This is a genomic window from Streptomyces sp. NPDC002795 (assembly GCF_042888725.1).
GTDB lineage: Bacteria > Actinomycetota > Actinomycetes > Streptomycetales > Streptomycetaceae > Streptomyces.
The window spans coordinates 104097-116211 of record NZ_JBIAQB010000013.1 but is presented as its reverse complement, the minus strand read 5'-3'; the positions used below and the strand labels follow the sequence as shown (position 1 = coordinate 116211).

10 protein-coding genes are annotated in these 12115 nt (G+C 70.4%); 4 read left to right on the top strand and 6 right to left on the bottom strand.

The window, feature by feature from the left end; all coding sequences use genetic code 11:
* Position 1 precedes the first annotated feature (1 nt).
* Together ACFYWS_RS33155 and ACFYWS_RS33150 are read right to left on the bottom strand one after the other, a co-directional pair.
* Positions 2-1090, bottom strand: a complete 1089-nt coding sequence (locus tag ACFYWS_RS33155; RefSeq protein WP_389282598.1) for a branched-chain amino acid aminotransferase — start codon at positions 1088-1090, stop codon at positions 2-4.
* Between the two features lie 263 nt (positions 1091-1353).
* Positions 1354-2397 (bottom strand): 3-isopropylmalate dehydrogenase, encoded by a 1044-nt coding sequence (locus ACFYWS_RS33150; protein ID WP_389282597.1) that lies wholly within the window; start codon positions 2395-2397, stop codon positions 1354-1356.
* A 128-nt stretch (positions 2398-2525) separates the two neighbouring features.
* Here ACFYWS_RS33150 and ACFYWS_RS33145 point away from each other — a divergent pair, with 128 nt between their 5' ends.
* Positions 2526-4103, top strand: a complete 1578-nt coding sequence (locus tag ACFYWS_RS33145; protein ID WP_389282595.1) for a purple acid phosphatase family protein — start codon at positions 2526-2528, stop codon at positions 4101-4103.
* Positions 4104-4106: 3 nt separating this feature from the next.
* On the opposite strand, the gene ACFYWS_RS33140 is transcribed toward ACFYWS_RS33145, so the two are convergent.
* Positions 4107-4250, bottom strand: coding sequence for a hypothetical protein (locus ACFYWS_RS33140; RefSeq protein WP_389282594.1), 144 nt, complete (start codon positions 4248-4250; stop codon positions 4107-4109).
* 399 nt (positions 4251-4649) lie between these two features.
* On the opposite strand from ACFYWS_RS33140, the gene ACFYWS_RS33135 reads away from it, so the two are divergent.
* Positions 4650-5573, top strand: coding sequence for an NADP-dependent oxidoreductase (locus ACFYWS_RS33135; protein WP_389282593.1), 924 nt, complete (start codon positions 4650-4652; stop codon positions 5571-5573).
* A gap of 282 nt (positions 5574-5855) precedes the next feature.
* On the opposite strand, the gene pruA is transcribed toward ACFYWS_RS33135, so the two are convergent.
* A complete protein-coding gene (gene pruA / locus ACFYWS_RS33130; RefSeq protein ID WP_389282592.1) occupies positions 5856-7493 on the bottom strand; it encodes an L-glutamate gamma-semialdehyde dehydrogenase in 1638 nt (545 codons plus the stop codon).
* Positions 7494-7549: 56 nt separating this feature from the next.
* Positions 7550-8476: a proline dehydrogenase family protein gene (locus ACFYWS_RS33125; protein WP_389282591.1), complete on the bottom strand. Its 927-nt coding sequence runs from the start codon at positions 8474-8476 to the stop codon at positions 7550-7552.
* 186 nt (positions 8477-8662) lie between these two features.
* Between ACFYWS_RS33125 and ACFYWS_RS33120 the strand changes: the two genes are divergently transcribed.
* A complete protein-coding gene (locus tag ACFYWS_RS33120; protein WP_389282590.1) occupies positions 8663-9826 on the top strand; it encodes a PucR family transcriptional regulator in 1164 nt (387 codons plus the stop codon).
* Here the strand turns inward: ACFYWS_RS33120 and ACFYWS_RS33115 are convergent.
* On the bottom strand, positions 9815-10387 hold the full coding sequence (locus ACFYWS_RS33115) for a TetR/AcrR family transcriptional regulator (protein ID WP_389282588.1): 573 nt from the start codon (positions 10385-10387) through the stop codon (positions 9815-9817). The genes ACFYWS_RS33120 and ACFYWS_RS33115 overlap by 12 nt on opposite strands.
* Before the next feature lie 109 nt (positions 10388-10496).
* Here ACFYWS_RS33115 and ACFYWS_RS33110 point away from each other — a divergent pair, with 109 nt between their 5' ends.
* Positions 10497-12068 carry an MFS transporter gene (locus ACFYWS_RS33110; RefSeq protein ID WP_389282586.1) on the top strand — a complete coding sequence of 524 codons (1572 nt, stop codon included), beginning with the start codon at positions 10497-10499 and terminating at the stop codon, positions 12066-12068.
* Positions 12069-12115 lie beyond the last annotated feature (47 nt).

Genomic DNA, 12115 nt, shown 5'->3' with positions numbered 1-12115 from the left:
ACTAGCCCAGCTCGTGCATCCAGCCGTGCTTGTCCTCGGCCTTGCCGCGCTGGATGTCCAGGAGCGCGTTGCGCAGCTTCATCGTGACCTCGCCGGCCTCGCCGCCCGACTGCTGCCACTCGGCGCCCGCGCGCTTGACCGTGCCGACCGGCGTGATGACGGCGGCGGTGCCGCACGCGAAGACCTCGGTCAGCTCGCCGGACTCGGTGGCGGCCTGCCACTCGTCGATGGAGACGCGGCGCTCCTCCGACTCGTAGCCCAGGTCGCGGGCGACCTGGAGGAGCGAGTCACGGGTGACGCCGGCGAGCAGCGAACCGGTGAGGGTGGGCGTGACGATCTTGTTTCCGTACACGAAGTACAGGTTCATGCCGCCCAGTTCCTCGACCCACTTGTGCTCGACGGCGTCGAGGTAGGCGACCTGGTCGCAGCCCTTCGCGGCGGCCTCGGCCTGCGCGAGCAGGGACGCCGCGTAGTTGCCGCCGGTCTTGGCGTCGCCGACGCCGCCGGGGACGGCGCGCACGCGGTCCTCGGAGAGCCAGATGGAGACGGGCTTCACGCCGCCGGGGAAGTACGCGCCGGCGGGCGAGGCGATGACGATGAAGAGGTACTCGTTGGCGGGCTTCACGCCCAGCCCGACCTCGGTCGCGATCATGAACGGGCGCAGGTAGAGGGACTCCTCGCCACCGTGCGCGGGCACCCAGTCCTTGTCCTGCTGGACGAGCAGGTCACAGGCCTCGACAAAGGTCTCGACCGGCAGCTCGGGCATGCCGAGGCGCCAGGCGGAGTGCTGGAAGCGCTTGGCGTTCATGTCGGGGCGGAAGGTGGCGACCGAACCGTCGGGGCGGCGGTAGGCCTTGAGGCCCTCGAAGATCTCCTGCGCGTAGTGCAGGACGTTCGTGGCCGGGTCGAGGGAGAGCGGTCCGTAGGGCACCAGCTGCCCGTCGTGCCAGCCCCGCCCCTCGGTCCACTTGACCGTCACCATGTGATCGGTGAAGTGGCGGCCGAATCCCGGACTGGCCAGGATCTCCTCGCGCTGTGCGGCGGACAGCGGGGTGGCGGTGGGCTTGAGCTCGATCGTGGGCGTCGTCATGGTTGCGTGTCCTTCACCGTTGGTTGTGACGGACCGCGTTCACGCCTGCACTCCCGGTACGAGGAAAGTCCGAGTTTCGCCGTACATCGCGGCCCCACGTTCGATTATCGCGCGGGACAGGGTGTGCTCGAAACGGACCTGGTGGGTACGGGTGCGTGAAACGGCGGCCCATGGGTTGATGGTCGCACCCAGGGGCCGCACAGGAACAGCCGCCGGGCGCGGTGTGCGACCCGGCGGCTGCTGTCGTGATGGTGAGCGCCGGGTCAGCCGGCTACTACTCGGGCGACGAGGGCGTCACCGATCTCGTCGGTGGAGCGCACGGCGTCGCCGCGCTCGCCGAGGTCCGCGGAGACCGCGCTCTCGATGCGGGCCGCTTCGGCCTCGTAGCCGAGGTGGCGCAGGAGGAGGGCGACCGAGAGGATCGTGGCGCTCGGGTCGGCCTTGCCCTGGCCCGCGATGTCCGGGGCCGAGCCGTGCACGGGCTCGAACATGGACGGGAACTCGCGGCTCGGGTTGATGTTCCCGGAGGCCGCGACGCCGATGCCGCCGGAGACGGCCGCGGCGAGGTCGGTGATGATGTCGCCGAAGAGGTTGTCGGTGACGATCACGTCGAACCGCGCCGGGTCGGTGACGAGGTAGATCGTCGCCGCGTCGACGTGGATGTAGTCGGTGGTGACGTCGGGGAACTCCTCCGCCACCTTGTTGAAGATGTTCGTCCACAGGTGGCCCGCGAAGGTCAGCACGTTGTTCTTGTGGACCAGCGTGAGCTTCTTGCGGGGGCGGGCCTGGGCGCGGGCGAAGGCGTCACGGACCACGCGCTCCACACCGAAGGCGGTGTTGACGGAGACCTCGGTGGCCACCTCGTGCGGCGTGCCCTTGCGGATCGTGCCGCCGTTGCCCGTGTACGGGCCCTCGGTGCCCTCGCGGACGACGACGAAGTCGATGTCCGGCTCACCCGCGAGCGGGGTCGAGACGCCCGGAAGGAGCTTCGACGGGCGCAGGTTGACGTGGTGGTCGAACGCGAAGCGGAGCTTGAGCAGGAAGCCGCGCTCCAGGACGCCGGACGGCACCGACGGGTCGCCGATGGCGCCGAGCAGGATGGCGTCGTGCTTCTTGAGCGAGTCGAGGTCGGCGTCGGTGAGGGTCTCACCGGACGCGTGGTACCGCTTGGCGCCGAAGTCGTACTCCTCGGTCTCCAGCTTCACATCCTGCGGAAGAACGGCGGAGAGGACCTTGAGACCCTGGGCCACGACCTCCTGGCCGATACCGTCACCGGGGATCACTGCGAGATTGATGCTGCGAGACATGCCAGCACCGTACTCCTCGTCCCATGGGATGACACGCGCTGTCCATGATGTGGACGTCCGCGCGATCGCCGCTTTTTGTTCACCCGTATGTATGGCGGTAGTTGGAAGTTACTGGGAAGTTCCCTTCCATGACCACCGCTCCTGACACCCCCAATGTCGGCATCCGCGAACAGCTCGCCCGGCGCCTGAGCATGCCCGAGCAACACGAGTACCTGCGGAGGAGGTTCAGCAGGCGCCGTGCCCTGACGGGGGCCGCGGCCTCGGTGGGCGGGGCCGCGCTGCTCGGCGGCGGCTCGGCGACGGGCGCGTACGCGGCGCCGCTCCTTCCGACGCGATCCGCCGCGCAGGTGGACGGCTCCCTCGTGGCCCCCTTCGGCCGGCACCTCGCCTTCGGCGCCGACCCGAAGACGCAGATGCGGATCTCGTGGCAGGTGCCGTTCGCGGTCAAGAACCCGTATCTGCGGGTGGGGTCGAAGCCCTGGGAACTGAGCCGGAAGATCCCGGCGGAGGCGCGCGCCCTGCACACCCCGTCCCTGTCGAAGAAGCTCCCGGAGGTCGAGCAGCTCTACCTCCACGCCGCGCTCGACAACCTCCAGCCCGGCACGACGTACTACTACGGCGTCGGCCACGACGGCTTCGACCCGGCCGACGCGGAGCGCCTGGGCACGCTCGGCACCTTCCGTACGGCGCCTGCCGCCCCGGAGTCGTTCGTCTTCACGGCCTTCGGCGACCAGGGCGTCAGCTACGACGCGCTCGCCAACGACCAGGTGATCCTCGGCCAGAACCCGTCCTTCCACCTCCACGCGGGCGACATCTGCTACGCCGACAGCAGCGGCCAGGGCAAGGAGTCGGACACGTACGACGCGCGCGTGTGGGACCAGTTCCTCGCGCAGACGGAGACGGTCGCGAAGTCGGTGCCGTGGATGGTGACGACCGGGAACCACGACATGGAGGCCTGGTACTCCCCCAACGGCTACGGAGGGCAGAGCGCCCGCTGGTCACTGCCCGACAACGGCCCTGACCCATCGAGCGCGCCCGGCGTCTACTCCTTCACGTACGGCAGTGTCGGCGTGATCGCGCTCGACGCGAACGACGTCTCGTACGAGATCCCCGCCAACAAGGGCTACACGGACGGGAAGCAGACCGCCTGGCTCGACAAGCGGCTCGGTGAGCTGCGGGCGCGGGACGACATCGAGTTCGTGGTCGTCTTCTTCCACCACTGCACGTACTCGACGTCGACGCACGCCTCGGACGGCGGGGTGCGCGACGCGTGGGTGCCGCTGTTCGCCAAGCACCAGGTGGACCTGGTGATCAACGGGCACAACCACGTCTACGAGCGCACGGACGCGATCCGGGGCACGGGGAACGGGGAGGTCGGCAAGCCGGTGCCGGTCGGCGCGTCGACCGATCCGACGCGCGACGGCATCGTGTACGTCACCGCGGGCGGCGCCGGCAAGGACCTGTATGGCTTCGGGCCGGGCGTGAAGGACAGCTACGAAGGCAACGTGCACGATCGCGAGTCGATCGTCACCTTCCACTGGACGAAGTCACGCCTGCCCGACCCGGACACCGTGGAGTGGTCCCGGGTGCGGTACACCGGCTTCTCGTTCCTCGCGGTGGAGGTGGCGAAGGGCCGGATGAAGGTGTCGGCACTCGCCGAGACCGGCGAGCGCATCGACCACTTCGAGGTACGAAGAGGCGCGTAGGTCTCAGTGACCGGTCTCGCCGCCGTTGTCCCTGCGGTCCAGCGAGCGCTGGAGGGCGGCGGCCGCGGTCCTGGCGGCCTGGCGGTCGGCTTCGCTCGACGGGGAGACGTGACGGACTCGGCGGCGGACGGGCGTCGCTGTGGCCATGAGGGATCGACTCCTTGAGAATCCGTGGGAATCCTCACGCGTCATGTGCGCAAGGGGATTTCGAGGCGCCGGAAGGGCGGGAAGCAGGAGCTGCAGGGGTTGCCTGCCAGGTGCTCCGGCTCGCGGCCGCCATTCGCCGGATCGGGCGAGTCGTTCGGCTTCTACAAAGCTAGGACAGGTCTCTGCTTCTGTCTCCACAATTACTCGGGCTTCCTACTATCTGAGACGGGACCCACGTCTCAGGCCCCACCAGCACCTCCGGCCACAGTGGTCACAGCGGTGGCCGAGTCCGGTCGCGCGGCCGGACCGGGCCATGGCGTGGCCGCCGCCCACGCACCACGATGGGCCCTTACCGGCCGGGCCGCGGTGGCCCGGCGGGCCCTGGGGAGGAGTCCCACCATGCGCGTCATCAGTCAGCGCCGGCTCGGCGGACCCGAGGTGCTCGAAGTGGTGGAGGTGGAGCGGCCCGAGCCACGGGCGGGCGAGGTACTGGTCCGGGTCCGGGCCGTGGGGGTGAACCCGGTGGACCGGCTGGCGCGCTCCGGCGACGCGCCGCTCTTCGGCGACCCGCCGTTCACGCTCGGCTGGGACGTCTCGGGCGTCGTCGAGTCGGCGGGCCAGGACGTCACCGAATTCCGGCCGGGCGACGAGGTGTTCGCCATGATCCGGGGCGGCGGCTACGCCGAGTACGTCCTGATCCGCACCGAGCACCTGGCGCCGAAGCCGGGCAACGTCGACCACGTCCACGCGGCGGCGGTGCCCGCGGCGGCGCTCACCTCGTGGCTCGCGCTCGTCGACAACGGGCAGATCGGTCCAGGGCGCCGGGTGCTGATCCACGCGGCGGCCGGCGGCGTCGGGCACGTGGCGGTGCAGATCGCCAAGGCCGAGGGCGCGTACGTGATCGCCACCGCGCGCGCCGACAAGCACGACTTCCTGCGCGAACTCGGCGTCGACGAGCCCATCGACTACACGACCACGGACTTCGCCCACTCCCTGCGCGACGTGGACGTGGCCTTCGACCTGATCGGCGGGGACTACGGCCCTCGCACCCTCGTCACCCTGCGCCCCGGCGGCCTGCTGGCCTCGGCGCTGCTCTGGGACCCCGGCGTCACCCAGGAGGACGCCGAGGCCCGCGGCGTCCGCTTCGCCCCCATCTCGGTCCAGCCCTCCGGCACCACCCTCCGCAAGGTCGCATCCCTCCTGGCAGCGGGCCGCCTCCGCCCCCACGTCTCAGCGACCCTCCCCCTGGAGGAGGCGGCCAAGGCCCACGAACTGGGAGCGTCCGGCCGCACGCAGGGCAAAATCGTCCTGACGGCCCCCTGACCAGAACCGTGGGCCGCCTTGCCCACCCCGCCGCCCAAGGCGGCAGATCGCCCAAGGCGGTTGCGGCGCCCGGCACCCCGCGAGGCCGACGCCCCCGGAGGGGGCGGGTGGGTGGGAGATGGGCGGCGGCACGGGATCGTAGCGCCGACAAATCAAGCCCCGCTTTTGGACGAGAGCCCGCGGGGTCCGGGGCGGAGCCCCGAGCCGTAGGACCGGACCACGCGACGTCGCCCCCGGCCGAGGCGGAACCTCGACCGGGGGCGACACACGCTGCAGGGGCGATCAGCCCATGTGCGGGTACACGTAGTCCGTCGGCGGCACCATCGTCTCCTTGATGGCCCGCGTCAACGTCCACCGCTGAAGGTTCTGCGGCGCACCGGCCTTGTCACACGTACCGGACGCCCGCCCGCCACCGAACGGCTGCTGCCCGACGACCGCACCGGTCGACTTGTCGTTGATGTAGAAGTTGCCCGCGGCGTAGCGGAGCTTCTCCATCGTGTGGGCCGCGGCGGCACGGTCGTTGGCGATGACCGAGCCGGTCAGCGCGTAGTCCGAGGCCGACTCCATCTGCTCCAGCATGGCGTCGTACTGGTCGTCCTCGTAGACGTGGACGGCGAGGAACGGGCCGAAGTACTCGGTGGAGAACACCTCGCTGGCCGGGTCCGAGCACTCGACGACGGTCGGGCGCACGAAGTAGCCGACGGAGTCGTCGTACGTGCCGCCCGCGACGATCGTGCAGGAGGCGTCGTCCTTGGCCCGGTCGATCGCGGCCTTGTTCTTGGCGAAGGAACGCTCGTCGATGACGGCGCCGATGAAGTTCGTCAGGTCGGTGACGTCACCCATCTTGATGCCGTCGACCTCGGCCGCGAACTCCTCCTTGAAACCGGAGTTCCAGATCGAGGCGGGGATGTACGCGCGCGAGGACGCCGAGCACTTCTGGCCCTGGAACTCGAAGGAGCCGCGGGTCAGGGCCGTCTTGAGGACGGCGCGGTCAGCGCTCGGGTGGGCGACGACGAAGTCCTTGCCGCCGGTCTCGCCGACGAGACGCGGGTAGGTGCGGTACTTGTCGATGTTGTTGCCGACCGTCTTCCACAGGTGCTGGAAGGTCTTGGTCGAGCCGGTGAAGTGGATACCGGCCAGGTCACGGTGGTTGAGCGCGACCTCGGAGACGGCCAGGCCGTCACCGGTCACCAGGTTGATGACGCCATTGGGAAGACCGGCCTCCTCCAGGAGCTGGAGCAGCAGCACGGCGGCGTGGGTCTGCGTCGGGGACGGCTTCCACACGACGACGTTGCCCATGAGGGCGGGGGCGGTCGGCAGGTTGCCCGCGATGGCCGTGAAGTTGAACGGCGTGATCGCGTAGACGAAGCCCTCCAGCGGGCGGTGGTCCATGCGGTTCCACACGCCGGTGGAGTTCGCCGGCGGCTGCTCGGCGAGCAGGTTGCGGGCGTAGTGGACGTTGAAGCGCCAGAAGTCGATGAGCTCACAGGGAGTGTCGATCTCGGCCTGCTGCGCGGTCTTCGACTGGCCGAGCATCGTCGAGGCGGCCAGCGTCTCGCGCCACTTCGTGGACAGCAGCTCGGCGGCGCGCAGGATGATCGCGGCGCGGTCGTCGAAGGACGTCGCGCGCCAGGCGGGGGCGGCGGCCAGGGCGGCGTCGACCGCGTCCTGGGCGTCCTGCTCGGTGGCGTTGGCGTACGTACCGATGACGGCCTTGTGGTTGTGCGGCTGCACGACGTCGAAGCGCTCGCCGCCACCCAGGCGACGTACGCCGCCGATGGTGCAGGGCAGCTCGATCGGGTTCTCGGCCAGCTCCTTGAGCTTGATCTCCAGGCGGGCGCGCTCCGGGGAACCGGGGGCGTAGCCGTGCACCGGCTCGTTGACCGGGGCGGGGACCTGGGTCACGGCGTCGAGGGTCATGGGTCCGTATCTCCTTCGGGGGGTCGGGGAGTTATCGGTTGAGCAAGCGGGAGGGGTCAGCCCTTGGTGAGGACCGAGCGGGCGAAGAAGAGGAGGTTGGCCGGCTTCTCCGCGAGGCGGCGCATGAAGTATCCGTACCAGTCGGTGCCGTACGCGGTGTAGACACGCATCCGGTGGCCCTCCGCGGCGAGCCGCAGCTGCTCGTCGCTGCGGATCCCGTACAGCATCTGGAACTCGTACTCGTCCAGCTTGCGTCCGGCCTGCCGGGCGAGCTCCTGCGCGATGGAGACGAGCCGCGGGTCGTGGGAGCCGATCATCGGGTACCCGGCGCCCTCCATGAGGATGCGCATGATCCGCACGTACGCCTTGTCGATCTCGGCCTTGTCCTGGAACGCGACCTCGGCGGGCTCCTTGTAGGCGCCCTTCACGATGCGCACGCGGCTGCCGGCGGCGGCGAGGCGGCGGGCGTCGTCCTCGGTGCGGAACAGGTAGGCCTGGATGACGCAGCCGGTCTGCGGGAAGTCCTTCCGCAGCTCCTCGTGGATGGCGAACATCGAGTCGAGGGTGGTGTGGTCCTCGGCGTCGAGGGTGACCGTGGTGCCGATCTGGGCGGCGGCGATGACGACCGGGCGGACGTTGGCGAGGGCCAGCTCGTGGCCGCCCTCCAGGGCCTGGCCGAACATCGAGAGCTTGATGGACATCTCGGCCTTCGCGCCGAGGCCCAGGTCCTTGAGCCGCGCGACGAGCTCCAGGTAGGCGTCCCGCGCGGCCTGCGACTGCTCGACGGTGGTGATGTCCTCACCGACGACGTCGAGCGTGACCTCCAGGCCCTTGGCTGCGGCGTCCTCGATGATCGGCACGACCTGGTCGACCGACTCACCGGCGATGAAGCGGTCGACGACCTGCTTGGTGCCCGGCGCCGCCGACACGAAAGCGCGCATCTTGTCGCTGCGCGACGCGGCGAGGATCAAGGGAGCCAGCACGGGGCACCTCCACAGAGCACTGGTTGAGACGGGTGCCGTATCACCGCAAAGCGGGAACGGCACGTGGAACCACCGTGAAATCTAAGGATCCCTCCGATCCTGTGCCATCGACAGGTGTCACGCATCTGTGGCCGCCGCCTCAGACATCTGTATGAAGGGAGGCGTGCGGTAGGCGAGAATGGCGGGGTGAAAGGCGACTACCAGGAACTGGTCGACGAGATCTCGGCCCTGCTCGGCGCTCCGGCGACCCTGGAGAACCGGGACTTCCGACTCATCGCGTTCGGAGCGCAGGTCACCGACAGCGACACGGAGTTCGACGAGGCCGCGCTCGACCCCGTGCGCACGCGCTCGATCCTGACGCGCGGCTCGACCTCGGCGGTCCGCTCCTGGTTCGAGGGCTTCGGCATCGCGAGCGCCAAGGATCCGGTCCGGATCCCGGCGACCCCGGAGGCCGGCGTCTACCGCGGCCGTATCTGCCTGCCCGTACGCCATCACGGCTTCGTCCTCGGCTACGTATGGCTGCTCGACGACGATCCGGGGCCCACGGAGGAGCAGCTCGACGCGGCGATGGAGGTGGCGGGCCGCATCGGCGCGCAGCTCGCCGACGAGGCGCAGGCGGGCGCGGACCTGACCCGCGAGTTCCACTCCGTGCTCACGGCGGAGCGGGGCTGGCAGCGGGACATGGCGGTGGCGGCGCTGCGCACGGCGCTCGGCAGCAGGGCGCCGGGGCTGCACACGGTGGTCTGCGTCGCGCCGTGGCCCTCGGCGGACCCCGACGACGCTCCGTCCGTCCGTACGATCCCGGCGGCGGACGCGGTGTGCACGGTGCCGTGGGGGGTGACGGGGCAGTGTCTCGCCCTGCTGGTGCGGCTGCGTTCGCGCGAGGCTCTGGCGCCCGCGCTGACGGCGGCGGCGAAGCTGCGCTCCCGCGCGGGCTCCCCGGTGGCGGCGGGCGTCGGCGCGGCGCGCGACGACCTCGCCGAACTGGCCACGGCCTGGCAGGAGGCGACGGCCGCGGCACGCGCGGCGCTGGCCGACCCGCGCCTCGGCCCGGACGCGCAGTGGTCGTCGATCGGCCCGTACCGGCTGCTGACCGCGCTCCCCGCGGAGGCCGCGCACGACCCCGCGCTCGCGCCCCTGCTCTCCCCCGCCCACCATCAACTGGCGCGCACCGCCGAGGTGTTCCTCGACTGCGCGGGCCAGGCGGGCCGCACGGCCGCGGCCCTCGGCATCCACCGCCAGACGCTGTACTACCGCCTGTCGCGGGTGGAGCAGCTCACCGGGCTCGACCTGGACGAGGGCGAGGACCGGCTGCTCCTCCACATGGGCCTCAAGGCGTCACGGCTGTGAGAGTTGCGTCAACCTGCGCAGCCCCTCGGTGAGTTGATCCGCGGACGGAGAGGTCTCCCGGTCGAAGGTGTGCTGGGCGACGAGCCCCAGGAACACCACGGACAGGAATGATCCGAGCGTGGGCACGCTCGGGTCGTCGGCCGGTGGCTCCTCCCCCATCATCATGCCGATGAAGCCGCGCCCCGCCTCCGACTGGGCCTGCGCCAGATACTCACGCAGGGCCGGAAGCCTGTCGCCCAGCGTCAACAACTCGATGCTCAGGTGCCAGACGGAGTCCGGCTTCCCGAGGCTGGCGATGACGTTCTCCATCAGGGCGCGGAAGCGCTCCATCGAGCCCGGCGCGCCCGCCAGCTCGTCCGGCTCGCCCCAGTCCTGCGAGGCCCCCTCGACCAGGGCCAGATAGGCCTGCGCCAGCAGCGCGTCCTTCGACCCGTAGTGGTAGCCGATCGACGCCAGGTTCGCCCCCGATTCCTTGACGATGTCGCGCGCCGTCGTGCGCACGAACCCCTTCTCCAGCAGGCAGCGCTTGGCGCCTTCGAGCAGATCCTCGCGATGTCCCATGGGCCCACCCTAGCCAGAATCCAGACGGACGTCTTATACGTACGTGTCACACGGGCGTCTTAAACGCTCGTACTAGACAAGCGTTTAAGACGCTCGTACAGTTCCTGGCATGACGAACCCGACGAGCACCACCCCACCCGCCGCACCCCTCGCGGGGCGCCGCGAGTGGACCGCCCTCGGCGTGCTGATGCTTCCGCTGCTCCTCGTCTCCATGGACGTCTCCGTCCTGTACTTCGCGATCCCCCAGATCAGCGCCGACCTGGAGCCGAGCGGCACCCAGCAGCTGTGGATCTTCGACATCTACGCGTTCGTGCTCGCCGGCCTGCTGATGACGATGGGCTCGCTCGGCGACCGCATCGGGCGCCGCAAGCTGCTCCTCATCGGCGCCGCCGCCTTCGGCGCCGCCTCACTCCTGGCCGCGTACGCGAACAGCGCCGAGACGCTCATCGCCGCCCGCGCGCTCCTCGGGGTCGGCGGCGCGACCCTCATGCCGTCCACCATGGGGATCGTCCGCACGATGTTCACCGACCCCGGCCAGCGCGCGAAGGCGATCGGCATGTGGTCCGGCGTCATGACCGGCGGCATCGCCCTCGGATCGGTGATGAGCGGCGTCCTCGTCGAGCACTTCTGGTGGGGCTCGGTCTTCCTGGTCAACCTGCCCGCGATGGCGCTGCTCCTGGCCCTCGGCCCGGTCCTGCTCCCGGAGTCGAGGAACCCGGAGCCCGGCCGCTTCGACCTGCTCAGCGTGCCGCTGTCGATGGCCGCCGTACTGCCCGTCATCTACGGCATCAAGGAGATCCCGTCCGAGGGCTGGAACGTGCGGTACGTCGTCTCGATCACCGTGGGACTGCTGTTCGCCGCCCTGTTCGTGCACCGCCAGCGCACCACGAAGTCGCCGCTGGTCTCCCCCGCCCTGTTCCGCGGCCGGGGATTCGGCTCCGGAGTCGTCCTGAACCTCGTCGCCTCCTTCGGCATGATGGGCTCGGCGTACTTCACCACGCAGTACCTCCAGTCCGTGCTCGGCAAGAGCTCCATGTCGGCCGCCCTCTGGTCGCTGCTTCCCACCGTCCTGGTCGGTGTGGCGGCGCCCGTCTCCGCGCAGCTCGTCGCGAAGGGTGTGCACCGCGCGCATGTCGTCGCCGGCGGTTTCACCGTCGCGGCCTGCGGATACGCGCTCCTTGCCCTGGCCGGCACCGACTCGCTGTGGCTGGTCCTGGCCGGCGCGGGTGTCCTCGCCTCCGGAATCGTGACCGTGATGTCCCAGATGATGGACCTGGCGCTCGGCACGGTCCCGGCCGCCAACTCCGGCTCCGCCGCTTCCCTGTTGGAGACGGGAGCCGAGTTCGGCGGCGCCCTCGGCATGGCCGTCCTGGGCTCCATCGGCACGGCCGTCTACCGCCACGGCGTCCCCGCCGACGCCCCGGCCGCGGCCCACGAAACGCTGGGTGGCGCCCTCGCGGTCGCCGGGGAGCTGCCGGGCGAGGCGGGCCGGGCCCTGACGGCCGCCGTGCGGGAGGCGTTCACCGACGGCATGCAGGCATCGGCGATCGCCGGGGCGGTGGTGCTGCTGGCGGCCGCGCTCCTCTCCGTGGCGAACCTGCGCAAGGTGGTGGTGCGCACGGCCGAGGCCCCCGAGGACGAGGCACCCGACGCGGCGCCGAGCGAGAAGACGACGGTCTGACAGGCCTCCCCGACAGCCACCCGCCGGCCTGGACGGACCGTGCCAGG